The sequence below is a fragment of the Williamsia sp. z34 genome (assembly GCF_059553395.1).
This window is the reverse complement of the sequence record NZ_JCANWW010000003.1, coordinates 121720-147857: the sequence shown is the minus strand read 5'-3', so window position 1 is coordinate 147857 and position 26138 is coordinate 121720. Positions and strand designations below refer to the sequence as shown.

At 63.4% G+C, this 26138-nt stretch carries 24 protein-coding genes and 1 pseudogene; 14 read left to right on the top strand and 11 right to left on the bottom strand.

Annotation, left to right across the window (positions count from 1 at the left end):
* Positions 1–2: 2 nt before the first annotated feature.
* From AC51GT_RS09365 to AC51GT_RS09345, 5 genes are all read right to left on the bottom strand, one after another.
* Complete coding sequence (locus AC51GT_RS09365; RefSeq protein WP_496328585.1) at positions 3–1493, bottom strand: phospholipase D-like domain-containing protein; 1491 nt, start codon at positions 1491–1493, stop codon at positions 3–5.
* 105 nt (positions 1494–1598) lie between these two features.
* On the bottom strand, positions 1599–3113 hold the full coding sequence (locus AC51GT_RS09360) for a glutamine synthetase family protein (RefSeq protein WP_496328584.1): 1515 nt from the start codon (positions 3111–3113) through the stop codon (positions 1599–1601).
* Between the two features lie 13 nt (positions 3114–3126).
* Positions 3127–3762 carry an aromatic-ring-hydroxylating dioxygenase subunit beta gene (locus AC51GT_RS09355; RefSeq protein WP_496328583.1) on the bottom strand — a complete coding sequence of 212 codons (636 nt, stop codon included), beginning with the start codon at positions 3760–3762 and terminating at the stop codon, positions 3127–3129.
* The gene (locus AC51GT_RS09350; RefSeq protein WP_496328582.1) at positions 3759–5084 is read right to left on the bottom strand and encodes an aromatic ring-hydroxylating oxygenase subunit alpha; all 1326 of its coding nucleotides are present in this window, start codon (positions 5082–5084) and stop codon (positions 3759–3761) included. The genes AC51GT_RS09355 and AC51GT_RS09350 overlap by 4 nt, the downstream gene beginning before the upstream one ends.
* Before the next feature lie 99 nt (positions 5085–5183).
* A complete protein-coding gene (locus AC51GT_RS09345) occupies positions 5184–6053 on the bottom strand; it encodes a MurR/RpiR family transcriptional regulator (RefSeq protein WP_496328581.1) in 870 nt (289 codons plus the stop codon).
* 157 nt (positions 6054–6210) lie between these two features.
* Here AC51GT_RS09345 and AC51GT_RS09340 point away from each other — a divergent pair, with 157 nt between their 5' ends.
* Complete coding sequence (locus tag AC51GT_RS09340; RefSeq protein ID WP_496328580.1) at positions 6211–7788, top strand: HNH endonuclease signature motif containing protein; 1578 nt, start codon at positions 6211–6213, stop codon at positions 7786–7788.
* A gap of 72 nt (positions 7789–7860) precedes the next feature.
* On the opposite strand, the gene AC51GT_RS09335 is transcribed toward AC51GT_RS09340, so the two are convergent.
* A complete protein-coding gene (locus tag AC51GT_RS09335) occupies positions 7861–8862 on the bottom strand; it encodes an aldo/keto reductase (protein ID WP_496328579.1) in 1002 nt (333 codons plus the stop codon).
* Between the two features lie 113 nt (positions 8863–8975).
* On the opposite strand from AC51GT_RS09335, the gene AC51GT_RS09330 reads away from it, so the two are divergent.
* From AC51GT_RS09330 to AC51GT_RS09310, 5 genes are all read left to right on the top strand, one after another.
* Complete coding sequence (locus AC51GT_RS09330) at positions 8976–9812, top strand: helix-turn-helix transcriptional regulator (protein WP_496328818.1); 837 nt, start codon at positions 8976–8978, stop codon at positions 9810–9812.
* Positions 9813–9878: 66 nt separating this feature from the next.
* Complete coding sequence (locus AC51GT_RS09325) at positions 9879–10466, top strand: TIGR03086 family metal-binding protein (protein WP_496328578.1); 588 nt, start codon at positions 9879–9881, stop codon at positions 10464–10466.
* A 50-nt stretch (positions 10467–10516) separates the two neighbouring features.
* Complete coding sequence (locus tag AC51GT_RS09320) at positions 10517–10813, top strand: hypothetical protein (RefSeq protein ID WP_496328577.1); 297 nt, start codon at positions 10517–10519, stop codon at positions 10811–10813.
* A gap of 30 nt (positions 10814–10843) precedes the next feature.
* Positions 10844–12049 carry a sensor histidine kinase gene (locus AC51GT_RS09315; protein ID WP_496324230.1) on the top strand — a complete coding sequence of 402 codons (1206 nt, stop codon included), beginning with the start codon at positions 10844–10846 and terminating at the stop codon, positions 12047–12049.
* A gap of 126 nt (positions 12050–12175) precedes the next feature.
* The gene (locus AC51GT_RS09310; RefSeq protein WP_482136393.1) at positions 12176–12580 is read left to right on the top strand and encodes a carboxymuconolactone decarboxylase family protein; all 405 of its coding nucleotides are present in this window, start codon (positions 12176–12178) and stop codon (positions 12578–12580) included.
* Between the two features lie 15 nt (positions 12581–12595).
* On the opposite strand, the gene AC51GT_RS09305 is transcribed toward AC51GT_RS09310, so the two are convergent.
* Positions 12596–14161, bottom strand: a complete 1566-nt coding sequence (locus tag AC51GT_RS09305; protein ID WP_496328576.1) for an AMP-binding protein — start codon at positions 14159–14161, stop codon at positions 12596–12598.
* 179 nt (positions 14162–14340) lie between these two features.
* On the opposite strand from AC51GT_RS09305, the gene AC51GT_RS09300 reads away from it, so the two are divergent.
* From AC51GT_RS09300 to AC51GT_RS09280, 5 genes are read left to right on the top strand one after another with little or no spacing between them, the layout of a single operon-like run.
* Positions 14341–14799, top strand: coding sequence for a nuclear transport factor 2 family protein (locus AC51GT_RS09300; RefSeq protein ID WP_496324227.1), 459 nt, complete (start codon positions 14341–14343; stop codon positions 14797–14799).
* Between the two features lie 12 nt (positions 14800–14811).
* Positions 14812–15633, top strand: a complete 822-nt coding sequence (locus tag AC51GT_RS09295) for a mycofactocin-coupled SDR family oxidoreductase (RefSeq protein WP_496328575.1) — start codon at positions 14812–14814, stop codon at positions 15631–15633.
* A 48-nt stretch (positions 15634–15681) separates the two neighbouring features.
* Positions 15682–16497 carry a LytR/AlgR family response regulator transcription factor gene (locus AC51GT_RS09290; protein ID WP_496328574.1) on the top strand — a complete coding sequence of 272 codons (816 nt, stop codon included), beginning with the start codon at positions 15682–15684 and terminating at the stop codon, positions 16495–16497.
* The gene (locus tag AC51GT_RS09285) at positions 16494–16871 is read left to right on the top strand and encodes a hypothetical protein (protein WP_496328573.1); all 378 of its coding nucleotides are present in this window, start codon (positions 16494–16496) and stop codon (positions 16869–16871) included. Before AC51GT_RS09290 ends, AC51GT_RS09285 begins: the two co-directional genes overlap by 4 nt.
* Positions 16872–16879: 8 nt before the next feature.
* Entirely contained in the window at positions 16880–18652 is a 1773-nt protein-coding gene (locus tag AC51GT_RS09280) for a sodium/solute symporter (RefSeq protein WP_496324223.1), read from the top strand.
* Between the two features lie 60 nt (positions 18653–18712).
* Here the strand turns inward: AC51GT_RS09280 and AC51GT_RS09275 are convergent, their stop codons facing one another.
* Together AC51GT_RS09275 and AC51GT_RS09270 are read right to left on the bottom strand one after the other, a co-directional pair.
* Positions 18713–19066, bottom strand: a complete 354-nt coding sequence (locus AC51GT_RS09275; RefSeq protein ID WP_496328832.1) for a hypothetical protein — start codon at positions 19064–19066, stop codon at positions 18713–18715.
* Between the two features lie 23 nt (positions 19067–19089).
* Positions 19090–19410, bottom strand: a pseudogene (locus AC51GT_RS09270) (class I SAM-dependent methyltransferase); the annotation flags it as partial.
* 272 nt (positions 19411–19682) lie between these two features.
* Between AC51GT_RS09270 and AC51GT_RS09265 the strand changes: the two are divergent.
* From AC51GT_RS09265 to AC51GT_RS09255, 3 genes are all read left to right on the top strand, one after another.
* Positions 19683–20045 (top strand): DUF485 domain-containing protein, encoded by a 363-nt coding sequence (locus AC51GT_RS09265; protein ID WP_496328572.1) that lies wholly within the window; start codon positions 19683–19685, stop codon positions 20043–20045.
* Positions 20042–21676, top strand: a complete 1635-nt coding sequence (locus AC51GT_RS09260) for a monocarboxylic acid transporter (protein WP_496328571.1) — start codon at positions 20042–20044, stop codon at positions 21674–21676. Before AC51GT_RS09265 ends, AC51GT_RS09260 begins: the two co-directional genes overlap by 4 nt.
* A 108-nt stretch (positions 21677–21784) precedes the next feature.
* Complete coding sequence (locus tag AC51GT_RS09255; RefSeq protein WP_496324219.1) at positions 21785–23161, top strand: NAD-dependent succinate-semialdehyde dehydrogenase; 1377 nt, start codon at positions 21785–21787, stop codon at positions 23159–23161.
* A 153-nt stretch (positions 23162–23314) separates the two neighbouring features.
* On the opposite strand, the gene AC51GT_RS09250 is transcribed toward AC51GT_RS09255, so the two are convergent.
* Both AC51GT_RS09250 and AC51GT_RS09245 read right to left on the bottom strand, forming a co-directional pair.
* Positions 23315–24424 (bottom strand): NAD(P)/FAD-dependent oxidoreductase, encoded by a 1110-nt coding sequence (locus tag AC51GT_RS09250; protein WP_496328570.1) that lies wholly within the window; start codon positions 24422–24424, stop codon positions 23315–23317.
* A gap of 78 nt (positions 24425–24502) precedes the next feature.
* Complete coding sequence (locus AC51GT_RS09245; protein ID WP_496328569.1) at positions 24503–25975, bottom strand: MFS transporter; 1473 nt, start codon at positions 25973–25975, stop codon at positions 24503–24505.
* Positions 25976–26138 lie beyond the last annotated feature (163 nt).

Here is a 26138-nt window from a genome sequence, read left to right as displayed (position 1 = left end):
GGTCAGTGCGTACCAGCGAGCTCTCGGTGGGCTGCGGCCCGGATCTGTCGTCGACCCACAACCAGCCGATACGTCTTCTCCAACAACGAGGATCGGGTCCGCTCGGGGTCCATCAGTTCGTTCTCGGCGAAGGGGCTGTCCTCGCCGTCGACGATGTCGTGATCGAACTCGACAAGGGTCCTGCCGCCACCGCACATCGCGTCGATGGCGGCGACGAGTCCGGAATGGTTGATCACAGCTTGAAGTTCGTCAGCGTCGACGTCGAGGTGTTCACTCAGCAAACGATTTCGGACTCCGCGGATCGCAATGCGGTTCTCATTCGATTCTGGAAGGTCGGGATCGATCTCGACGGCGAGGTCACATTCGCTGTCGAAGCCCATCGACCGGTTGTTGAGATTGGATGACCCCACGCGCAGGAGACGGTCATCCATCACCAAGACCTTGGCGTGCACGTATATCGGTTCCCCGGCTGCGGTCACCGGATGGTATGCGCGGAAACGCTTTTCGGTGTCGGCCTGCCATAGGAACTGGAGGAGGCGATGGCGGGCACCGTCCATCGCCTGCTGTTCGAGCCAGCTGTCGGCATGCCGGGGCAGGACGATCACGATCTCGGGTCCTCCGCTTTCGCGCAGACGTTTGGCCAGGGCCTCGGCGATGGTCCGGGACGCGAGGTATTGACTTTCGATGTAGAGGTAGTCCCGAGCGGCGGCGATGACTGAGAGATATAGAGATTCGATCTCCCGCACCTCGTCCCGGCCCGGGATTTCTGGCAGTGTCCGCGCCACGGCCACGTTGACCGATTTCATGGTCGGAACCAGTGTGTCGGGCCAATAAGTGTCCCCGCCGCCGGTGATCTGCTCGAGGGTGCGACCGGTTGCTGCCAGCCACCGGGCCCGCGCCATCTCGCCGACTACCCGGGCCGCGTCTCCGTCAACAGCGGTGGTCGCATCGTGCCAGGGCCCATAGGTCTTGCCGTTGGGCTTGGTGCGTCGATCGTTCTGATCGAGGTGATCGGAGGTGTCCCACCGGTCGACGGTCATGTCGATGCCGCCACAGAACGCGATCTGATCATCGATCACCAGGATCTTTTGGTGGTGTGCCGCGCCAACCGGGTGAACCAGATCGTTCTCGAACTGCAGAGCGGGGTCGGTGAGCCAGTTCTGAATGAAAACCGGCGCCATCCCCCTGTTGATCGCACCCAACCCCAAGTTCCACTTGAGGAGGTTGATATTGAGCCCGGGTCGGTTCTGCGGCAACCACTTCAGGAAATCGCCGAGTGCATTGGGTCCGTCGAGGGTCTGGCCCTCGGGCTCGAACTGGATCCGGGTGTCAAAATCCCACCCGATAAGAATGATTCGGCTGCGTGCCTGCAACATCGCGGCCTTTGCATGCCTGAAGTAGTCGGCCGCGTCGATGATCACAGCGAGTCGATCGGCCTCGGCGATCTTCCAGCAGGTCTCATCGGGCACAAGCACCGGCTTGTCACTGCTCACGGGGGACCCTCGGCTTCTTCGACGGATTAGCGGTGTCAAATTAACACGCCGCGCCGAGCCGAACTCGACGCGGGCGCTATCCGGGTGCGCGCCGATTCGATGTCGTCAGTACTGGCCGAAGTACTCCCGGTGTTCCCAGTCGCTGACAACGTCGGGGTCGAAGGAGCCCTCGGCTTCGAGGAAGCGTTTGACCTCGAAGTCCTTCAGGCCGATGAACCAGTCGATGAAGTCGTCACCGAACGCGCCGCGGTAGACCGCGCTCTTGCGAAGGTATTCGATCGACGATTCCAGCGTCGGCGGCAGCAGTCGAGCGTGCTCAGCGGTATAGGGCTCGGCTTCGGCCGGTCCGGGGTCCATGCCGAGGGTGAGACCCTCCATACCTGCGATCACCTGGCTCGCGACATAGAAGTACGGGTTGGCCGCAGGCTCACCGATCCGATTCTCGACGTGGGTTGATCTGTCGCCGGGTCCGCCCTGGACGCGCATCATCGCCGCGCGATTGTCGATGCCCCATGTGGCCCGCGTTGGGGCCAGAGAGAACGGCTTACGGCGGTGGTATCCGTTGACTGTCGGCGTGGTGAAGACCGAACCCGAGTCGGCATGCTCGAGGATTCCGGCGATGTACTGCTTGGCCGGTTCTGACAGGATCTCGGAAGAGCTTGCCGCAGTGGCGAATATGTTGACGCCCTCGGAATCAATCAGTGACTGGTGCAGGTGCCAGCCATTGGCGTAGAACCCGGGGAGTCCCGGTGCGCACATGAACGACGCGTGTAACCCCATCCGCCGCGCCACCTGCTTGGTGGCAACCTTGAACAGCATCATCGCGTCGGCGCAATCGAGGCCTGCCATGGGCGAGAAGGTGAACTCGCACTGGCCTGGACCCCATTCATCCTCCATGGTGCGCAGTGGCAGGCCGACAGCCATCAAGTTGTCGGCGAGTACAGAGAGGACGTCCTCGATCTGGTCCTGGTGGTCTTCGGATTGATAGGCGTAACCCGGCGCGATGGCGGTCACCTCGGGCGCGTCCGGAGGACTGCCGGGCCCTCCGAGTGTGCCTGGGAGAAGGGGCTTGTCGACAAGCTTGGTCAGGTAGAACTCGACCTCGAGTCCGCCGAGAAATCGGAACCCGAAATCGTTTTCCATCCGCTCGAGTTGGGCCTTGAGTTGATTGCGGCCGTCGAACGGAACCGGCGTGCCGTCGTTGTAGTAGACCGACCCCATGCACCATCCGGTGCGGTCCACCCAGGGGAGCACGCGGAAGGTCAGTGGGTCCGGAACGAGGATCACATCGGGGAAACCCCCGAGTTGTTTGTTGCCGAGACTGCCGTCTGACACGAACGGGTTGTAGACGATGCCGTCGGCGGTGTCGAAGTAGAAGATCGCCGTGGAGAAGTCCAGGCCATTGCGCAGAACGGATGGAAACAAGCCGGACAAGACAGACTTGCCGCGCAGTTTGCCGTGCGGATCGGTCGACGACACACGGATCGTACGCAGGTCCCATTCTGGCAGCTTGCGTTCGATCTCGGCTGCGGCAGCCTTTTGTTCGTCGGTCCAGAGGCCGTACTTTTCGATGAAGTCGCTGGTGCCGATTGCGGAACCGGCGTCCATTGCTGAGGTCATGGGAGAACTCCGATCAAAGGAAGAAGGTGAGGTTGTGGTGGCTACGAGCAGCATCGAGAAGGCAGACGATCTTTCGCGCGATGCGGATCTGGTTGTCTTCGGTGGTCAACACGTAGCCCACCCATCCGGACATCGTCTGGAGGGTGTGGCCGGCGCGAACTTCGTGGACCACGAACTGGGCTCGGATCTTGACCTCGCCGGGACGTTCGGTGGGCACCCTGATGAACCCGGTCAGTGAGTGACTGGTGGATGACGCCGGAAGCTGGGAGTACGCAACTCCTGTGCGTAACCAGACAATCCGATCGGCCAGTCGGCGGCGATCGTCGCAGGCGATGGATACGTGTGTCTGCGGATCACCCGCGGTGCCGTCTGGGAGACCTGACGTGGCCGGTATCCAGTACATGCACTCCCGGGCCATCAAACCGAACCATTCCTCGTACCGTCGGCGGTCGAGCAACCAGTTCTCGTGAAGGATCAGTGATTCGTAGACAGTGCGCTCGTCCTCGTCCAGTGTTGTCCCACGGCAATCGAATTCGGCGACGTCCCCCCGCATCACGGCGTAGTAGTCGTCGTCGATATAAGTTGAGTGCAGAGTGTCGGTGACGATGTCCTCGAGGAGTGGAATGTTGAGCTCGTCCGACCGGGTCACGGTGTGCTCCCGTCGGCCGTTTCGACAGCCAGTTTTGTGTCCGAGGTCATGATGCGTTTCCATTCGGCCCAAAACGCCCGCACCGGCAATTCGCTCGAGACCGGTGCGGTGGGGAGCCCGACGTCGTTCAGACTCTGACGGCCGGTATCGAGATGGCGGCTGGTATCAACCCACTCCATCTCGGGTATACCCAGTCCCACTTGGCATTCCTCAAAGTTCGCGAGGTCGTCCGGCTCGCCGAATGCCGGGAAATCTTCTTGCAGGCGCATCCGTAAGGTGTTGATCTCATCAGGTAAGTCATCGGCAACAAGTCGGGTGGAGTACCAGACCAGGGTGGTCTCGGCGACACCGTAAGGTTCGATCACCTGGATCTGATTGCCGATGATCAGTAGGTTCGGGAAGATATTGAGGTTCATGCCGGATCCGACCGCAACATCCAATGCGGCGGCGGCGGTGCGGTGGCCCAGGCGTTCTCGCAGAATCTCCGCGTACCGGTCGCCGCCGGGCATCGGAGCTGCACTGCTCCAGTACTCGACGATCTCGTCGCGCTGATCGAGGAAGGTGTGACCGTTCCCCAGATCTGTCACGCTTTGCAAGCCGCTGTCGACGTCGCCCAGTACCCACTGCATGTCGACGCCGACCCCATAGCGCTCCTTCCGCATCTTCAACAATGAGGCATGTGAATAGCCAGGGTGGTAGCCGTCGGCCGAATTGTCGTATGTCAGCTTCCAATTCCCGCGATAACTGAGCCGGTGCTGTCCTGATCTGACCTCCAGTTGCGCGCCGGGCCAGCGGTCGAGCCACTGATCGATCAGGGTGGTGGCCGGACCGAGGTGAGCTTCCAGATCTGGCATCTCCGGATTGAGGGTGGCGAACACAAGTCCGCGATAGGACTGTGTACGCACGCGTCCAAGCCCCATGTTCGAGGGCTGGAAAGAGTGGCCGTATCCGCCTTTCATCGGAACGCCGATCAGTCGACCGGTGTTGTCGAAACTCCAGTTGTGGTAGGGACATACGAAATTTTTGCTGTTGCCCGAATCATTCCGGCAGACGGTGGCGCCGCGATGCGTGCAACGGTTGATCAGGACGTGGACTGAGCCACCTCGGTCGCGGGTGACGATGACCTGCCGTAGGCCGAGCCGCTTACGCACAAAATCGTTGGGTGCGGGGATCTCGCTTTCATGCGCGAGGTAGACCCAGGTTCCACCGAAGACGCGCTCCATCTCGGAGGCGAATACTTGCTGATCGGTGTAGAGGCTGGCATGGACACGATGGGGTTGGACCAACTCGTCAAGCGCATGAGAGTCGAAAGGTGTTGTCATGGGCGCACTCTCGCAGGAGCAGTATGGGCGTCCGGTGCGGACGGCTCAATGTTATATCCCGTTCAGTGATAGAGCCCATCTGTAACAGTTAATTCAGTGTTACGGCTCTGAGTCCGGCCAGTCTGTCGCTTTGGGGTCGGCGAGCAGTTGTTCGAAGCCGGCCAGGCGATGGTGCGCGGGTTCGCCGAGTCGTTCGGCGAGCACGCTGAGCATCGTCTCCACCAGCATCAGCCCACAGGTGAGTGCGTCGAACGGTGGCGGGCCGGACACCGATGAGGTGAGCACGACGTCTGCGTCTGGTGCCAGGGGCGAGAGGATCGGGTCGGTGATCAGCACCAGCGTGGCATTGAGGCGCTTGGCCTGGCGCCCGAACGTGACGGTATCGGGTTGGTAGCTGCGGTAATCGAATGTGACCACGACCGCGTGCTCGTCGAGGCCCAGTAGTGCCCGGGTCCGACTACCGCTGTCGACGGCAACCAGTTGGACCCCGGAACGCAGGAGGGACAAGTACGAGGCCAGGTGTTGACCGAGCACCACCGACGACCACCCGCCGGTGATGTACACGGGGCGGCTGGTGTCGGCGAGTAGGTGGACCAGCCTTTCGAAGTCTGCGGGCCGGATGTCGGAAAAGGTGCGGCGTACTGACTCTGCCACCGATTTCTCGGCCAATTCCAAGAAGGTGGTGGCCGACCGGCGCGAATCGTCGGGGTATCGGTCGGTCGGGACATATAGCCTCTGGGCGAGTTCGCTTTTGAGTTGCTCGCGAAAATCGGAATAGGAGTCGAAACCCAGTTTCGCAACGAGGCGGACCACCGTCGGCACACTCACCTGTGCCTGTTGTGCCAGGGAGGCGGCTGATCCGAGCCCGGGTACCGGGTAGTCCTCGAGCAACACTTCGATGACCAGTCGTTCCGATGGGGTGAGTTGGTTGCGGACCCCACGGATGAGCTCACTCACGAGTGCCGTCATCCGGCGAACCTATCGCATCAGATCGCGATAACGCGGGGCCGGGCAGCGCTATCAAGCTACGGAAGAAGCTCGGCGTCTTGAGTCGAACAAACATTCGACATCTGGTGGCATCGCGGGTAGACTTATGGCAATACTTCGATCAGATGTGCTGGGGGGCATGATGACTGACGATCCACCTGTTGACTCTTCGGTTGATTCCTCGCCGGTTCCGGTACTGGTGCGCAAGTACCTCGAGTTGGAGTTGCTCGTTGCCGATATCGCGGACTGCGCTGATTCCGATATGTCTGGCGCGGAAGTCAATGAGCTTGTGCGGGTGCATGAACGGATCGCCCGTAAGGTCGAGTTCACCGGGTTGCGTCACCTGTTGCGGGTCTCGGATCGGTCATCGTTTACCGAAGCCGGGTATTCGTCACTGTTCGGTTTCACCCGTAGCGAGTTGCGGCTGAGCAAAGGGCAAACCATGTCCCGGATCCGAGCCCTGGAGGCGGTCGGCCGGTTCCATACGATGCAGGGTGAAGAGTTGGCGCCGAAATGCCCTGCCGCAGAACAGGCGTGGTCACGCGGTTTGATCGGGGCGGCGCATATGGATGTCATGTTGGATGTGCGCAAACAGATCCCATCGGCCTCGGACCCGGCAGTCTATGACGTGGTGGATCATTGGATGACCGAAGAAGCTGTCGGCCAAGATCCCACCCAGTTGACCGCCGCCGGCCGTGCGGTGTTGGCCCGGGTCGATCCTGATGGTCGGTTGACCGACGATTCGGATCGGGCCCGCAAACGCTCGCTGGGTATCGGGGATCAGGGGGTGGATCTGATGGCCAAGATCACCGGCACCCTCGATCCCGAAACGCTGGCCCTGTTGAGGACGGTGATGGATGTGTGGGCGGCACCGGGGATGAACAATCCAGCCGACCCGAACTCGCCGACCGGTGCGTCCGATGATCCGAAACAGGACAAAGAGCTGATCAAGGCTGCGGCCGAGCGGGATACCCGTTCGAAGGGCCAACAATGTCACGACGCGTTCAAGGCGATCCTGAAGACGATTTTGGAGTGCAATCTGCTGGGTAAGTCGCATCGTGGTTTGCCGGCGCAGTTGATTGTCACGATGACCAAGCAGCAGCTCGACGAGTGTGCGGGGATCGCCAGAACGGCGTCGGGAGTCGATATTCCGGTCAAAGAGGCCCTGGATCTGGCGGCCCGGTCCGACAAATATCTGGCTGTCTTTGCTGACCACTCCGCTGAGGTGTTGTATCTCGGCCGGACCAAACGGACCGCGCAGAAGGGGCAACGGTTGGCGTTGTTCGTCCGGGATCGCGGTTGCTCACATCCTGGCTGTACCAATCCGGCGACCTGGGTCGAGGCCCATCACTTACTTGCCTGGATCAATGGTGGTTTGACCGACATCGACATGATGGGATCAGCCTGCCCGCCGCACCACAAACTCATCGGTGACGGACCGCATCAGTGGCAGACGATCATGATCACCGAAGGCCCCGATGCAGGCCGGGTCGGGTGGATACCGCCGGCGTCGGTGGATCCGGAACGAAAACCGCGGGTCAACCGGGCCCAACACGTCAACGAAACCCTCGCAGCAGCCTGGGAGAAGGTTCTCGCTGATCGCCGTGCGGCATTGGCCGCAACCATGCAGGAGTTGACCACTCGTGAATCCGACTCGCCAACCCAAACCGACCCGCCAACCCGCTCCGGCTCAGATGCGCCTGATCAGTATGAGTAAGGAATGCGACTTGTCGACATCGTCGTCACTCAGTTGACGGTACCGCCACCCGGGCAGGCACCAAAGAAGTTCTCAGCGTTCGCTGTCCAGCATCGCCATATGGTCCTCGGCGTAGCGAGCGCCGGCAGCGGCGCCGGCCGGGACAGTGGCCTCGATGGTGTCGAGTTCCGCATCCGATAGCTTGATGTCAAGGGAGCCAAGCGAATCCTGCAGCCGTGAAACCTTTTGGGTGCCAACGATCGGGATGATGTCGTCACCCTGAGCCAGCACCCACGCGATGGCGAGCTGCGCGACACTGATGCCGCGCTGATCGGCGATCGTGGCGAGTGCGTCCACGAGCTCGAGATTCTTGCGCAGGTTGTCGCCCTGAAAACGTGGGGTGTGCGTTCGATAGTCGTTGGGCGCGAAGGTGGTCCCGGCCCCCACCGCGTTGCTGAGCAGGCCGCGCGACAGGACGCCGTAGGCGGTGATCCCGATCCCGAGTTCACGGGCGGTCGACAGGATTCCGGACTCGATACCGCGAGAGATCAGTGAGTATTCGATCTGAAGGTCGACGATGGGATGGACTGCCGCAGCGCGGCGGATCGTATCGCTACCCATCTCCGACAGGCCGATGTGGCGGACGTAGCCGGCGTCGACCATTTCCGCGATGGCGCCGACGGTCTCCTCGATCGGCACTGCCGGGTCGAGTCGGGCCGGACGGTAGATGTCGATGTGATCCACGCCGAGGCGGGTCAGCGAATATGTGAGGAAGTTCTTCATCGCGGCCGGGCGGGTATCAAACCCGACGAATCCGCCGTCCGGAGAACGGAGTCCGCCGAACTTCACGCTGAGCTGCACGTCGTCACGACGCCGTTCGCGTAGCGCCCGGCCGATCAGCATCTCGTTGTGGCCACCTCCGTAGAAATCGCCCGTGTCGATGAGGTTCACGCCGGCATCGAGCGCGGCATGGATCGTGGCGATCGACGCGCTGTCGTCGCTGGGACCGTACATGCTGGACATACCCATCGCGCCGAGACCGATTCGCGAGACCGAAGGTCCTGTCTTTCCGAGGGTTACCTGTTGAATGTTCATGGACTCAGCGTGGCCGGGTCGGATGGTGCATGGCAGAGACCGGTTATCGGGGGACCGCCGGTCCCTGGCCGGTATGACCGCCGACGAGCACACTGGTTGGCGTGAGCACACGCATGGACCGCGAAGAGCTGGCCGACTTCCTACGTCGTCGTCGCGCGGCTCTTGTGCCCCGCGACGTGGGGCTGCCCGAAGGCGTTCGCCGTCGCACACCGGGACTCCGTCGTGACGAGGTGGCTGTCCTGGCCGGGATGTCGACCGACTACTACACCCGGCTCGAGCAATCGCGCGGCCCACACCCGTCGACGCAGATCGTCGCATCCATGGCGCGCGCCCTCCGGCTCACCGACGACGAACGCGACCACCTCTATCTGCTGTGTGGACATGCGCCACCGCCTCGCATCGGTGGTGACTCCCATGTCGGGCCTGGTCTGCTGTATCTACTCGACAAGCTCGATGACATCCCGGCCTGCGTGATCTCAGAACTCGGCGAGACGTTGGCGCAGAACCGGCTGAACATGCTGCTCTTCGGCGATCAATCGGCTGTGACCGGACTGGATCGTTTCGTCACCTGGCGCTGGTTCACCGATCCGGAGGTCCGCCGCCGTTTCAATCCGGAGGACATCCCGAGGATGAGTCGCAAGCACGTCAACGACCTACGCGCGATCGCGGCCAAACGAGGCGACGATGCGGTGGTGACGGAATTGGTGGGAGGGTTGCAGGCCGGCAGCGAAGAGTTCGTCGAGTTGTGGTCGGAGCATCGGGTGGCAACCCGGGTCAGTGCCCTGAAAAGGTTCATCCACCCCGAGGTCGGCGAGATCGCCCTGCAGTGCGAAACGTTGGTCACCCAGAATGAGGACCAGCACCTCCTTGTGTATTTCCCACAACCGGGCACGCCCGCCCGCGAGCGTCTCGACCTGCTGTCGGTCATCGGCACTCAGTCCATGGCCTGAAGATGCCGCCGCGGACTGTCGCGTTTTTTCAAGCGCGGGCCGGTGATGGGGAGAAGACTCGACGGCATGACCACCACAACTGTTGACCTACTGCGACCGGTCCTGTCCGATCTCGCGGTCGTCGTCGCCAACACCGGCGGCCACGACCACGCACCGACGCCATGCACCGAACTCGATGTCGCACAGCTGCGTAACCATGTCGCGGGCTGGCTGGCCACCTTTGCGTCCGGGTTCGCCGATCCCGATGGACGGGCACCGGCGGGTGGTGCCGAGGTCCCGCAGGCGGCGGGGCCGGCTGCCGAGGTGATCCGTTCAGCCGCAGATCAACTGGATGCGGCGGTGCGCGCCGGCGCAGACCAGCGTCCGCTGTATCTCGGGGAGAGCCCGATGCCCGGCGACATGGCGATGTCGATGATCCTGTGGGAGTACGTGGTCCACGGCTGGGATCTCGCGGTGGCCACCGGCCAGGTCTGGGACCCCGCACCCGAAGCGGCGGTAGCGTCGGCGACCTTTGCCCCCAACATGCTGACCCCGGACCACCAAGGGCCGGGTAAGACGTTCGGGCCGCGCGTGCCGACTGCCGAGGATGCCTCGGACCTCGAGCGGTTACTGGGACTCTCGGGCCGCGACCCCGCGTGGCAACCACCGCGCTGAGCGGGTGAGTCCGGGGACCCGGTGTCGCCGGCGGCGGTAGAGTCCTGAGGGTGAGTACCCCCTTGACTGCACCAGTTGTTGCCGCCGGACTCGTCGGCGGATATGCCACCGCTCGATACAGCGGACGTCGCGAACTCGGCGGGGTAGTGCTTGCCGCGGCCGGTGGCTGGTGCGCCACCCGGTGGTACCAGGAGAAAGGCCCGGTCGTGGCCGGATCCCTGCTTGCCGGATATCTCGTCGCATTCGGCGCGTCGCATCCGCTGGCCAAGAAGGTCGGGGCCTGGCCGTCGGTGTTCGCCGTGACCACAGCGGCCGCCGGCGCGGCAGACGCTGTCGCCGATCGCTGAGCAGACCCACGACAACGTGATCGGCCGCTGATGTCGGGCATCACGATCACCGTTGTTGTCATCGCGGTATTGGTGGTTGTGATTGCCGTTGTGGCACTGCGGGTTCGGACCCGCCCGACTCTGACAACACCAGCCGAGCGTGCGGTTCACGCGACCCTGCACACCGCCTCACTCGCGGCCCGGCCCTTGCGCCGAGGTCTGAATGCCGACTCGGCCGCGCAGGCCGCGCCGCATCTGCAGAGTTTGACCGCTGCCGACGCCTTGGGCATCGCCGACGCCGACGGGGTGGTTCTGACCTGGACCGGGTCCCACGAACGGCTCGCGACAGAGTTCGCGAAAGCCGCGGTTCGAGCTGCGGCCGAAGGGCGCCGGATCCTCATCAAGGCCTCTGAACTCGATGAGCCCGGTGTCCGCGCACTGATCGTGCAACCGATGCCTGCCGACGGCACCGGATCGGTGGGTGTGATCGGTGTCGTCACCAGGAACCAGCCGGGACCGGGCATGCTGTCGGCGATCACCGAGGTGGCGCACTATGCGGGCAATCAGATCGAGCTGGCCGATCTCGATGCCGCTCGTGCCCGTCTGGACCGCGCGGAGGTCCGCGCACTACGGGCGCAGATCAGTCCCCATTTCATCTACAACGCGTTGGGTACCGTGGCGTCGTTCGTGCGGACCGATCCCGACCAGGCCCGTGAGCTCATCCTCGAGTTCGCCGACTTCACCCGCTATTCGTTTCGCGCGGCGGGTGAGTACACACTGCTCGCCGACGAACTGCGCAACATCGATCGCTATCTGACGTTGGAACGGGCCAGATTCGGCGGTTCACTGTCGGTCAAGCTGCAGGTCTCCCCCGAGGTCCTCAACGTGGTACTGCCTTTCCTCGCGTTGCAGCCGCTGGTGGAAAATGCGGTCCGGCACGGCATTTCGAGTAAGCCCGAGGGTGGAACGGTGACCATCATCGCGGCCGACGAGGGTACGGATTGCGTGATCAGCGTCGAAGACGACGGCATCGGTATGGATCCGGAACTCCTGCGCTCCGGCGATCTCGATGCGATTGTCACCGGGTCCGGCGGACCCAGCGCCACCGAGAACGCGCACGTGGGCCTGGCCAACGTCGACGACCGGTTGCGCGCGGCGTTCGGCAATGACTACGGACTGGTGGTCGAGACCGCACCCGGTGCCGGGACCAAGGTGAGCATGCGGGTACCCAAGTTCCGGCCGGGCATCTCGGTCTGAATTGCACCCCACCAGGGGTTGACTTCGAGTGCGCTCCAACTCTTACGCTGCGTTCTATGAAGAAAGACGGTGATGACCTGGCCGCCGCGTCCGGTGACCGCAACGACAACGATGCAGGAGACACCCATGAATGACGCCACCACGCGCGAACAACGGTACGACCATGGACGATCGGTGCTCGACGCGATCGATGGAGAAGCCGGTGTGAACGTGATCGATTCGCTGAAAGATGTTGCGCCAGAGCTCGCACACCAGGTCGTGGCATGGGGATTCGGCGACATCTACTCGCGACCCGGTCTCGAACCGCGCGACCGCCAGCTCGTCACCCTCGGGATGCTCACAGCGCTCGGCGGATGCGAGCCGCAGCTCGACGTCCACATCAATGCATCCCTCAACGTCGGTCTGTCGCCGCACCAGATCATCGAGGCCCTGCTGCATTCGGCTGTCTACTGCGGATTCCCGCGCGCGCTGAACGCCACCCTCACCGCGAAGAAGGTCTTCGCCGAGCGTGGGCTACTGCCGATCTCCTGATCGTTCCGCGCCGAGTCAGCCTGAGACGGTGGATGTTTCGCTCGGTTGGTTGCGCTCTGCCACGATCTTCCTGATCGCAGCCTTCTGCACCTTGCCGCTCGGTGTACGGGGGAACTCGTCGAGTTGATGTAGTTCCTCGGGCCATTTCTGCTTTGCCAGACCGGATACCGTGAAATGTGCACGTAGATCGTCCAACGTGGGCATCACCGCACCCGGCTTGAGTCGCAGGACCGCTGCGGTGTGTTCGCCGAGTCGGGCATCGGGTGCGGAGACCGCGGCTGCCTCGGCCACGCCCGGCAAACCGAGCAATTCCTCTTCGACCTCCTGTGCGCTGATGTTCTCGCCGCCACGGATGATGACGTCGTTCTTGCGGTCGGTGATCGTCAGGCTGCCGTTCTCGTCGAGTATTCCGATATCGCCGGTGTGGTACCAGCCATCGGAGTCAAAAGCGTTGGCAGTCAACACGTCATCGGTGTATCCGATGCAGAGGTCGGGGCCGCGGGAGAGGATCTCGCCGTCGGGTGCGATCTTCAGCTCCACGCCTTCGAGAGCACTGCCGTCGGTCTCCGTACGTTTGGTGACCGAGTCGGTGATCTTCGACCCGGTGATGGAGGGATGCTCGGTGCTGCCGTAGGAGCGGTAAGCGGTGACGCCGAGTTCGGTCAGTCGGCGGGTGAAGGTCAACGGGACGGAGGCACCACCGAGGCCGGCGTACGGCATGAACTCCAGATGCGCGGGTGTGAAGTCGGGGTGATCGAGCACGCTGGTCACGAAATATGGCGCGCCGCCACCGACTTTCAGCTTCCGCTCGGTCATCAGCCGCAGCACCACAGCCGGATCCCAGACGTCGATCAGATGGATCGGATAGCCGTCGAGGATCGGGATGAGGAATGCACTGACCATTCCGATGAAGTGACCGATCGGTGCGCCGGTGATCTGTGGCTGTCCGTCTCGCGGCCATCGCGCGGCCAGCTGCCGCGTTTCGCAGACCAGGGTCTGATGACTGTGGATGACGCCTTTGGCCTTGCTGGTCGTTCCGGAGGTGAAGGCGATCAGCACGGGCGCAGCGGGATCGGCCTTGGTGATCCCGGTCATCGGTTCATCCGCGAGGAGCGCGTCAAAGCTCGCTCCGACCACACCCACGATCGGGACGTCGCGGTACAGGTCTGGCTCGTATGTCATTTTCCCGAATCCGTCGGCGGTGATCACCACCTTCGGCTTCGTGGTCGCGATGATGTGGGTCATTTCCTTGGGGCCGTAGAAGTGGACCACGGGCACGATGACCGCCCCGAGGAACGAGGTGGCCCAGAAGGTCGCGGCAGCCTCCATCCAGTTGGGCAGCTGTGCGACGACAACGTCCCCCTCGCCGACGCCGCGATCACGGAGGCCGGCGGCCAACCGGCGGGCGACGAGTTCAACGTCGGCGAATGTCCCCGCGTAGGGGTGGGTCGCGGAGTGCACCTCGAAGGGGAGGTGGCCGCGGTCGGCCAGCCCACGGGCGGCCAGCTCGCCGATGGTCTCGTCGGTCCACCACCCATCGTCTTTGTACCGTTTTGCCAGCTCGTCGGGGATATGTCTCATCGAGTGCTACTTCCTGCCGCGTTGATGCTCAAGTTCGACCGCATCTTGACAGCGGACGATTATGACGTAGATCATACGAAGCAATCTAGTTTCCAAAATGGAGAATAGCGTTTCCGCGCCGCGCTGATGGCGTGAATGCTGTTCTGTGGTCAGTAGTTCCCGCAGCGAGGAGTTGTCAGGTGGAGATCCAAGAAGTTGTCGACCGGCTGGAAATCGAGCAGCACCTGACCAATTACGCCAAGGCGGTCGACTCCGAGGATTGGGACCTGTGGCGCTCGCTCTACACCGAGGATGCGCGCGTGGACTACTCCGCCGTCGGTGGCCCGACGGGCAATCGGATGGAGATCTCGGCATGGCTGGAAGCCTCGATGTCCTTGCTCCCGATGAAACAGCACTTCATCACCAACATCGACTACACGATCACCGGGGATACCGCCGAGGTGCGGGCGATGTTCTACAACCCGATGATCCTGCCTGGTCAAACCGAGAAGAGTGACTGCGGCGGCTGGTATCGCCACAAGCTGATCCGGACGCCAGAAGGATGGCGCACGTACGACTTCCAGGAAGAAGACGTCTGGTTCAGCTCCGGGGTCCAGGCCGAGAAGAAGGAACGCGGAACGACGGTCGGTCAAGGCTGAGGCCTGAGCAGCATGGGTGAACTCGACAACTCGGTCGCACTGGTCACGGGGGCGGCGCGCGGGCAGGGACGCAGTCACTGTGTGGCGCTGGCCGACGAAGGCGCCGACATCATCGCGATCGACATCTGCGCCGACATCGACTCGATTCCGTATCCGCTGGCCACGAAAGAGGACCTCGACGAGACCGCCCGCCTGGTCACGGAGAAAGGCCGCCGGATCTCGACATATACCGCTGATGTGCGGCAACTGGCCGACCTCGAGGCCGCTGTCGCAGCCGGTGTCGCCCAACTCGGCGAGATCGACATCGTGGTCGCCAATGCCGGTGTGGTCGCGCTCGGAGTCGCCGATCCGAAGAATGAGCAGCTCTACCGCGACATCGTCGAAACAAATCTGTTCGGGGCCTGGAACACGATCACGGCCACCGTGCCCTCGATCATCCGCAAAGGCCGGGGTGGATCGATCGTCCTGACCAGTTCGGTTCAGGGTCTGACCGGACGCGGTGGTGACGGGAGTGCGGCGGTCTTCGGATACGCCGCCTCCAAGCACGGGATCGTCGGGTTGATGCATTCGGCGGCAAACGCGTACGCGGCCCACAACATCCGCGTCAACACGGTTCATCCGACCGGGGTCGCGACACCGATGATCCTCAACGAGTACATGGCGCAGATGCATGCCGAGGGACGCTCGTCGGGTCCCATGGCGGGCAACCTGCTGCCCGTCCCGTGGGTCGAGGCCCAGGACGTCACCAATGCGGTGGTGTGGCTGGTGAGTGAGAAGGCTCGGTACGTCACCGGCGTCGCATTGCCGGTCGATGCGGGTTGCGCGGCGATGTAGTCCGGTTCGGCGGCCGCGCGTGGCACGATAGACCCTGTTGTGTCACAGATGAACAAGGATTCCGCGCCCGCGAAACGGCCGGCACTGACGGTGCTGGCCGTCGATGACGAATGGCCGGCACTCGATGAACTGGCGTATCTGCTGCGCGCAGAGGATGCAGTGGCCGAGGTGCTCACCGCAGGTGACGCGACCACCGCATTGCGTCTGATCAAGGACCGTCCCGACAGCATCGACGCGGTGTTCCTCGACATCAACATGCCGGGCCTCGACGGACTCGAACTGGCCGGGGTGCTGGCGGCGTTCGCCAACCCGCCTGCGGTGGTGTTCGTGACCGCACACGACGACCGGGCGGTGGCCGCGTTCGATCTCGGCGCACTCGACTATCTCCTCAAACCGCTACGAGCGCAGCGTCTTGCAGAGGCGGTCCGGCGGGTTGTCGAACAGCGAGAGGCCGCTGAACCCGGCGCGAGCCCGCCATCCGTTGGCGCCGAGGATCCGGATGAGGTGATCCCGGTCGAGATGGGCGGCTCCACCACGCTCGTCAACCGCTCGGACGTGGCCTGGGTGGAAGCCGAGGGCGACTACACCAGGCTGCACACCGCCGCCGGGTCCCATCTCGTTCGCATCCCCATCTCGTCGCTTGAAAACCGTTGGGCCCAAGCCGGTTTCCTACGGGTACACCGTTCGTACCTGGTGTCGTCGTCGCTGGTCACCGGCATTCGCACGGTTGGCTCCGGCATGGTCGTTCTCCTTCGCCCGGGTCCGAATGCGGCGGTGGTGGAGTTGCCGGTGAGCCGGCGGCACACGAGGGAACTCAAGGATCGTCTCGTCCGCAGTCCCAAACAAGAGCGCCTCACCCGATGACCACCGCCGGAGAGGACTTGCCCCGAGCCCGGGAACGGGTGGTGCTCGCCACCCGCCGAGGAGCGCGGACGGTCCGAACCCGGGTGGAGGTCCAAGAGCAGACCGAGGTCGGCGACGCGCTCATCCGCGGGTTGATGCGGGCGCAGCTCGGGCTGGCACTGCGGCTGGCCGCGCCCACCCTGCTGGTGCTGTGTTCGATACCGGTGGTGATGAAGATCTTCCCGTGGCTCACGGAGGTGTCGATCTTCGGGATCCTGTTGCCCTGGTGGATCCTTGGATTCACGGTCTATCCGCTGCTGGTCGGCGTCTGCTGGGTCTACAACCGTCTCGCCGACCGAAATGAGCAAGAGTTCGGCGACCTGGTCGACGACTGACACCGCAGATGCAGACGATTTCCGGCCAGTCGGTACCCATCCCGACACTCATCGCATTGGTGGTCGCCGCGGTCGCGACCGTTGCCATCGGCGCCTACGGAGTCCGACTGGCCCGCACGACATCCGACTTCCTGGTGGCCTCCCGCAGCGTCGGACCCCGATGGAACGCCGCCGCCATCTCCGGTGAGTATCTCTCTGCCGCCTCATTTCTCGGCGTCGCGGGTCTGATCGCGAAGTACGGCGCCGACGCCCTGTGGTATCCGATCGGTTTCACCGCCGGGTACGTCGGCCTGTTGCTGTTCGTGGCGGCACCGCTGCGCAGATCCGGCGCCTACACCGTCCCGGACTTTGCCGAATTCCGATTGCAGTCCAAGCGTTTACGCAAGCTGGCGACCGCCGTCGTGGTTCTCATCTGCATCCTCTACATGGTGCCGCAGTTCCAAGGCGCAGGCCTGACCCTCAACATCCTGCTGGGTATCCCGCCGTGGGTCGGTGCAGTGGTGGTGGCGCTGATCGTGATCGCCAATGTTGTCGGCGGTGGGATGCGTTCGATCACCTTCGTGCAGGCCTTTCAATACTGGCTCAAACTCACCGCCGTCGCGGTGCCGGCGATCGTTCTGGCCATCCACTTCTACGGGGCCGACGATGATCAGGGTTCCGACGCGCCGCCGACGGTGTCGGCGGCGACCACCGTCGACATCACGACGGATGTCGTCGTCACCGTGGCCGCCCCACTCGAGGTGGTCGTGTTCGGGGAGGTCGACGACATCGCGATGACCGGGCCGGTGACACTGTCCCCGGGTGAGCACACGCTCAGTTCGGGGTCCGAACTCGAACTCGCCGCCGGATCGGCGGTACCGGTGGTCTCCGGTGCACCGTCGACCCACGATGAATGGGCCACCCCGGGCTGGGGTTTCGGCGGGGACCACGCGATGTTCCAGGTCTTCTCACTGATCATCGGGATCTTCCTGGGCACCATGGGGCTCCCGCATGTGCTGGTCCGTTTCTATACGAATCCGGATGGCCGGGCCGCCCGCGCGACGTCGCTGGCGGTGGTGGGTCTGCTCGGGGTGTTCTATCTGTTCCCCACCCTGCTCGGTGTCTTCGCGCGTCTGTGGGTTCCGCAGCTACTCATCACCGGGGCGTCGGATGCGGCTGTCCTGTTGCTGCCGGGCTCGGTGTTGTCGGGCATCGGAGGTCAGTTGGTCGCGGCACTGGTGGCCGCAGGCGCCATCGCGGCTTTCCTCGCCACGTCGTCCGGCCTGCTGGTCAGCGTGGCGGGTGTCCTGAGCACCGATGTGCTGCGTGGACGGGTCCGCGACTTCCGGGCCGCGTCGGTGCTGGCCGGTCTGGTGCCGCTGTTGCTGGCAGTGGGGGTGACCTCCATCGATCTGTCCCGGACGGTGGGTCTGGTGTTCGCGGTGGCGGCGTCGACGTTGTGCCCGCTGCTGGTCCTGGGCATCTGGTGGCGGGGGCTCACCGCGATCGGTGCGGCGGCCGGCCTGATCGTCGGCGGTGTGGTCGCCGGTGGCGCCGCCCTCGCGACATCGTTGGGCGGCATCGACGACGGCATGCTCGGCGGTTGGCCCGCGGTGCTGGTCGGCTATCCGGCGGCGGTCAGTGTGCCGTTGGCGTTTGCCACGATGGTGCTGGTCAGCAAGTTGACGGCGGACCGGGTCCCGGCTGATGTCGGGCGGTTGCTGACCCGTCTTCACGCACCGGAAGGGCTCGGTGTCGGGCGTGATCGCGAGGTGGGTCTGGACTTCGGGGAGGAGCGCTGACACCAACGCGATTTTCGAGACGGTCGGTACATCGCAGATCGCAAGAAATCTGGTGCTGCATCAACCACAGGGATTGCGCTGGGCAAAGGAGATGGAGTCCGATGCAGTGGGTGTGGATTCCGGCGGCTTGAGAACCGCGGTCAGATACTGGTTGCCTTCGGGGGTTGGGGTGAGCCGACCGTAGCGGGATTGCAGATCGGATTGACTATGAATGATTGTCTGCCAGTTCATGTGGTCGAGCCGGCTGGTGTTGTCGCGGTCGGTGCGCCCCGTGGTATCGGTGTCGTTCGCGCCGACAAGCGTTTTGAGTCTTTTGTACCGCTCGGACGTTGATTGCGATGGTGCCGCTGCGAGTTGGGCGATCTGAGCAAGCCGGCTGCCCTGAACTGAGAGTTCAGTGATGGTGGTGAGCACGCTCCTGACGACAGAGCGCGTGTGTCCAGGCCGGCCCCCAGGATGACGACCTGCTCGCACCCTTGCTCGCAGGCCGCGAGTAAGAAGTCGTCGAAGAATTTCGTGGCCAGAACGCGATCTTCGTAGAAGTCGTCAACGAGTTGTCGCATCCGCTCCCACGTGTCGACAGCGTCCTCGGGCGCGTCCGGGTCGAAGAACGCTGTCTCGGCGGCCTCGGCGAAGAGCTTTGCATACGGATCCGCGAACAGAGCGTTCGCGCGTACCGTTTCACGCGCGCGGATCAACGCCACTCCGATCGCAGTCAACCCAACTCCGGCCAGCGAATCCGGCAGACCTCTCCCCATGGACTCAATCCTCCCAGACGGTTCTCTGGGCAACATAGCCTTCGCGCCGGCGTTTCGATTCGTTTTCAACATCGTCCGAACCACTTTTCACCGCTGACAGCCAGGGCACAGCTCCCGATGCCCTTCGCTTACCGTTCGTCGCTCAGAATCGACCGTTCGTCGCACAGTTCGACAGCTCACCGTGTGACTGCGACCACGCCATATTCATGTGACCTGGACCTCATTAACGTCTTCTGACAGGTTCTATCACTCACTTATGTCAGGAGACTCCCGTGACCGCATCAGACCTGAGCCCGGAGAGGTCGCCCGAGCGACCGACCCCGGACGCGCAGGCGTTCATCGACATGCAGGCAAGTCCGGAGTTCCAGGATCTGCGCCGTCGACTACGCGTGTTCGTCTTCCCCCTGACGGGCTTCTTCCTGGCCTGGTACATGCTCTATGTCGTCGTCGCCACGTATGCGCATGACTTCATGGCCACCAAAGTGTGGGGCAACATCAACATCGGCATCATCTTCGGTCTCGGGCAGTTCGTCTCGACGTTTGTCATCACAGCCGTATACGTGCGATTCGCCAATCGTGACCTCGATCCACGTGCCGCGGCCATCCGCGAAGAGTTGGAAGGACCGATCAAATGACCTCTCTCGCCGCGGACACCGCCTCGGTCGGCAATCCCGCACTCAATATCGCCATCTTCGTGGCATTCGTCGTCATCACCATGACGATCGTGATCCGGGCCAGCAAGACCACCAAGAAGGCCTCGGACTTCTATACCGGCGGCGGCCAGTTCTCCGGACCGCAGAACGGCTTCGCGATCGCCGGTGACTATCTGTCGGCCGCATCGTTCCTCGGTATTGCCGGCGCCATTGCCGTCTACGGTTACGACGGTTTCCTCTACTCGGTCGGTTTCCTCGTTGCCTGGCTGGTGGCCCTGCTCCTCGTTGCCGAACTGCTGCGCAACACCGGCCGGTTCACGATGGCCGATGTCCTGAGCTTCCGACTGCAGGAACGTCCGGTCCGGATGGCTGCGGCATTGTCGACTCTGACGGTGTCGCTGTTCTACCTGCTCGCCCAAATGGCCGGTGCCGGTGGACTTGTCGCCCTGCTGCTGAACATCGACGGCAAGTTCGGGCAGAGTGTTGTGGTCGCGGTGGTCGGCGTCCTGATGATCGCCTACGTCCTCATCGGCGGCATGAAGGGCACCACTTACGTCCAGATGGTCAAGGCGGTTCTCCTCATCGCCGGTGCCGGCATCATGTTCTTTCTGGTGTTGTTCGCGGTGAAGGGCAACTTCTCGCAGTTGATCGCCGATGCGCAGGCCACCGTGAGTGGTTCGGCAAACGAGGCGGTGGCGGGCCGTGACATCGCTGCTCCCGGTGCGAAGTACGGCATCAGTGAGATGTCGAAACTCGACTTCATCTCGCTGGGTATCGCTTTGGTTCTCGGTACCGCAGGTCTGCCCCACGTCCTGATGCGCTTCTACACGGTCCCGACCGCCAAAGAGGCGCGCCGCTCGGTGACCTGGGCGATCGGACTCATCGGTGCCTTCTACCTGTTCACCCTGGTTCTCGGTTACGGTGCCGCCAAATCGGTTGGCCCGGACAAGATCCTCGCCGCACCGGGCAAGGAGAACTCAGCGGCACCACTGTTGGCTTTCGAGCTCGGTGGCACCATCTTCCTGGCCGTGATCTCGGCGGTGGCCTTCGCGACCATCCTTGCTGTGGTGGCCGGACTGGCCATCACCGCCTCCGCCTCGTTTGCCCACGACATCTATGCCAGTGTCATCAAGCGCGGCAAGGCCTCTGAGGAACAGCAAGTTCGCGTTTCGCGGATCACCGTGGTGGTCATCGGTGTCGTCTCGATCGTGCTGGGCATCCTGGCCATGGGGCAGAACATCGCCTTCCTGGTCGCCCTGGCCTTCGCGGTTGCCGCCTCGGCCAACCTGCCGACGCTGCTGTTCTCGCTGTTCTGGAAGAAGTTCAACACCACCGGTGCCCTGTTCAGCATCTACGGCGGTCTGATCGTCTGCATCGGACTGATCGTGATCTCGCCCGCCGTCTCCGGTAAGGCGACCTCGATGTTCCCCGATGCCGACTTCGACTTCTTCCCGATGTCGAACCCGGGCATCGTCTCGATCCCCGCCGGCTTCCTGCTGGCCGTGATCGGCACCTACATCGGGCGTCGCAAGCAGGAGAACGCCGCGAAGCAGGCCGAGATGGAGGTCCGTTCGCTGACCGGTGTCGGCGTCGAGAAGGCTGTCTCGCACTGACCTCGTAACCCCGATGATGTGCGGTTTTGGCGGTCCCATCCTGGGACTTTGTTCGCCAGAACCGCACATCATCGGGTTAAGCCGTTGTGGCTTGGGTACTCGATCGCAATGAGTGCTTACACGACCACAAATCCGACCACCGGCACGACCGAGCGCGAGTTCGAGAGCCTCACTGCGGCGGGTGTCGAAGACGTCCTGACCCGTTCGATGGCAGCGTACGAGCCATGGAAGACGACGTCCGTGGCAGACCGAGCCGCGGCGCTGTCGCGCACCGCTGACCTGTACGAACAGCGCGCCGATGAGTTGGCGCAGGCCATCACCACCGAGATGGGTAAACCCGCGGCACAGGCGGTCGGGGAAGTGCAGCTCGCAGCGGCGATCTACCGCTATTACGCCGACAACGGATCCGATCTGTTGAAAGACGAAACACTCGATGTCGGCGGGGCCGACGAGTCGATCGTGCAGACGGAACCGGTAGGACCCCTGGTGGGTGTCATGCCGTGGAACTATCCCTACTACCAGGTTGCCCGGTTTGCCGCACCGAACCTGATGGCCGGCAACACGGTCATTCTCAAGCATGCGTCGATCTGTGCCGGTTCGGCCCTGCTGATGGAAGAGCTACTGCATGCGGGCGGTGTTCCGGAAGACGCGTACATCAACGCGTTCGCCTCCAGCGACCAGGTCGCCGACATGATTGCCGACCCGCGAATCCGAGGGGTATCGCTGACCGGTAGCGAAGCAGCGGGAGCCTCCGTCGCCGAGACGGCGGGACGGAACCTGAAGAAGGCGGTACTCGAGCTCGGCGGGTCGGATCCCTTCATCGTTCTCGAGACCGCCGATCTGGAGAACACGGCGCGGACCGCGGCCAAGGGTCGATTGTCGAACGCGGGCCAGGCATGTAACAGCCCCAAGCGTTTCATCGTGCGCGACAAAGACTTCGACACATTCGTCGCGACGGTCACCGCGGAGTTCGAGTCTGCGACGGTGGGTGACCCGTCACAGTCCGACACCGTGGTCGGGCCGCTGTCGTCCGTCGGCGCCAGGGACACGGTGGTCGATCAGGTCAAGAAGGCCGTATCGCAGGGCGCCACGTTGCACACCGGGGGTGACGCGTTGGACGGAGACGGCGCCTTCATGCGTCCGGCGGTGCTGACCGGCATCACCAAGGACATGGATGCCTACTCGGAGGAGATCTTCGGTCCGGTGGCGATGGTCTACTCGGTGGCGTCGGAAGACGAGGCGGTGAAACTGGCCAACGACGTCGAATTCGGGCTCAGTGGTTCGGTCTGGGGTTCCGATCTCGACAAGGCCCGCGACATTGCCGATCGCCTCGAGGTCGGTATGGCCTACATCAACGAGCACGGAACAACGTTGCCGGGCTTGCCCTTCGGAGGCGTCAAGCGCTCCGGGTTCGGTCGAGAACTCGGACGTTGGGGGATGGGTGAGTTCGTCAACACCCGACTTCGCCGCACCTCCAGCCGATGACCCCCCACCGTCGACCGTGCCGAAATCCCCGTCGACCGTGCCGAAGATGTCCGGGGCGTAATCGAGAGTGACTGTTTCCGAACAGTTTTGGCACGCTCGGCGGTAACAAGGGCACGCTCGACGGTGATTGAGGCACGCTCGGCGGAGGGGTGGTCAGTCGAGGGCGGCTGCGACTGCTTCGGCGATGGCGAAACAGGATGTGAGACCGGGGGATTCGATACCAAAGAGGTTCACCAAACCCGCGATACCGTGCTGTGCGGGGCCCTGGATCAGGAAGTCCGCGGCCGGTTCACCCGGACCGGAGAGCTTGGGTCGGATGCCGCAATACGCCGGGGCCAGTGAGTCATCCGGTAGCGCCGGCCAATATCGGCGGATCTCGGAGTAGAAACTGTCGGCTCTCGACGGATCCACGTGGTGGTCGATGCTGTCCACCCATTCGACGTCGGGACCGAAACGAGCTTGACCGCCGAGATCGAGCGTGAGGTGTACGCCCAGTCCACCATCGACGGGGATCGGATAGATCAGTCGCGAGAACGGCACCTTGACACCAGCCGGCGCATAGTAATTCCCCTTGGCGTAGTGGCGCTTCGGGATGTGTTCGGCGGGAAAGCCATCCAGACGGGCCGCGACATCCCAGGCGTCCAACCCGGCGCTGTTGATCACGGTGTCGCAGGCGATGTCGGTGTCGTCGATGGTCAGGACGATCGAAGGTCCCCGGCCGTCCACGACGGCGACCGATCCGCCCGTCACGGCGCTGCGCAGCACGGTGATCGCGCCGGCCTCCTCGGCGTCGTACCGCAGTGCGGTCATCAGGCCGTGGCTGTCGACGATCCCGGTGGACGGCGACAACAGTGCCTGGTGCGCGTGTAGCTCCGGTTCCAGATCGGCGAGCTCATCCGAATGCACCAGACGAAGATCGTTGACGCCGTTGGTCTTTGCGGCGTCCGCGATGCTTGCCAAACGGTCGACCTGATCGGCATCGGTCGCGACGATCAGCTTGCCGATCCGCCGATGGTCGACGCCCCTGTCGGTGCAGTAGGCGTAGAGCTTGTCCCGGCCGGCCGTACAGAAACGCGCCTTCGCGCTGCCTTCGGGATAATAGATACCGGCGTGGATGACCTCGGAGTTGCGTGAACTGGTTTCCGAACCGATCAACTCGGCCCGTTCGATGATGAGGACCTCGCGCCCGCTGCGGGCGAGCTGCCGGGCGATGGCCAAGCCGATCACGCCGGCGCCGATCACCACACAATCGACCTGCTCCACCGTCCACCTCTCACCGCCCCGTCGAACGCAGAAACGCTCCATGCGCACTGACGCATGGAGCGTATCCCGGTCGATCACTCACCGAGCAGCAGTTGCCGACCCCTCTATGTCGGTGGCGCCGGTTGACAAATCGGCGGGAGATGGTGGCGCCTGGAAGCGCGGGACGAACGCGGTGAATACGAAGGCGAGCAGTGCGGTACCGGCGGCGAGGAGCATCGTGACCTTGAACGCATCCGCGGAGGGCACGTCGAACCCGCCGGACGAGATCGTCATCTGAGCCAGGATCACGCCGACGATCGCGCTGGCGAAGGACGTTCCGAGCGAGCGCATCAACGTGTTGAAGCTGTTGGCCGCGCTGGTCTGCGACATCGGGACAGCGCCCATGATCAGCGCCGGCATCGCTCCGTAGGCCAAACCGGTGCCGATTCCGATGATCATGGCCACGATGATGATCTGCCAGACGGTGTTGAGTGCAAAGGCCCCGAAGATGTAGCCCGCCGCGACGACAAGCGCTCCGATCATCAGCGTCGTCTTCGGGCCGCGCGAGTTGGTGATCCGCGCCGACACGGGGGCGGCCAGCATCATCACCACACCGAACGGAGCCATCACCAGACCGGTGACCAAGGTCGACTTGCCCAGGCCATAGCCGGTGGCCTCGGGTAGCTGGAGTACCTGCGTCAACACGAGGGTCATCGCGAACATCGCGAATCCGAGGGCGACCGATGCGAGGTTGGTGAACAGCACCTGGCGGCCGGCGGTGACCCGCAGGTCGACAAGTGGCAGCTTGGTTCGCAGCTCCCACCACCCCCAGACGGCAAACGCGATCAAGGAGAGCAGTGCCAGCGCCACGGTTGTGCCGCTGGTCCAACCCCAGTCGGCACCCTTGGTGATGGCGAGCAGCAGGGCGATCAGCGCGGTCGAGAGTGAAGCGGCACCGATGTAATCGAAGCTGCCGCCGCTGCGGACGTCGGATTCGGGCACGAACACCAGGACCAGCACGGTGGCCAGAACGGCGAGCGCCCCCGAGATCCAGAACAGGAAGTGCCAGTTGGCGTATTCGGCGATCAGGGCCGCGATGGGCAGCCCGAGTGCGCCACCGATTCCGAGCGATGCGCTCATCATGGCCACCGAACTCGCCAACTTCTCTTTGGGGAGTGCATCGCGCATCAGGCTGATTCCCAGCGGGATCACCGCGCCGGCCAGGCCTTGCAGCACCCGTCCGAGGAGCAACGGGATCAGGCTGTTGCTCAGCGCGGCGACGACGGAACCGAGGACCAGGAGCATCAGGCTCAGCAGCAGCAACCGGCGCTTGCCGAACATATCGCCGAGGCGGCCCATGACGGGTACGGCAACGGTGCCGGTCAGCAGGGTCGCGGTGACGGCCCATGCGGTGTCGGACGGCGAAGCGCCGAGGAGCTTGGGCAGTTCGGGGATAATCGGGATCATCACGGTCTGCATCAGAGCTGCGACGACACCGGAAAACGCCAGGATTGCCACAATCGGACCCGGCGAACGGGTCTGTGCGGTGTCGCCGGTGGCCGGAACATGCATGTAGCGCCTCCATGAGTGGTCTGGTTCGTGGGCGCCAGAACTAAAGCAGCCGACTGACTGAACTTAAAGCGTGTGACTCAATCGGTCAATGGGTAGAGGCATGAGACACCACGCAGCCACATTCCCTTTCGGAACACCGTCGGAAAGGTCGGACGATAGACTT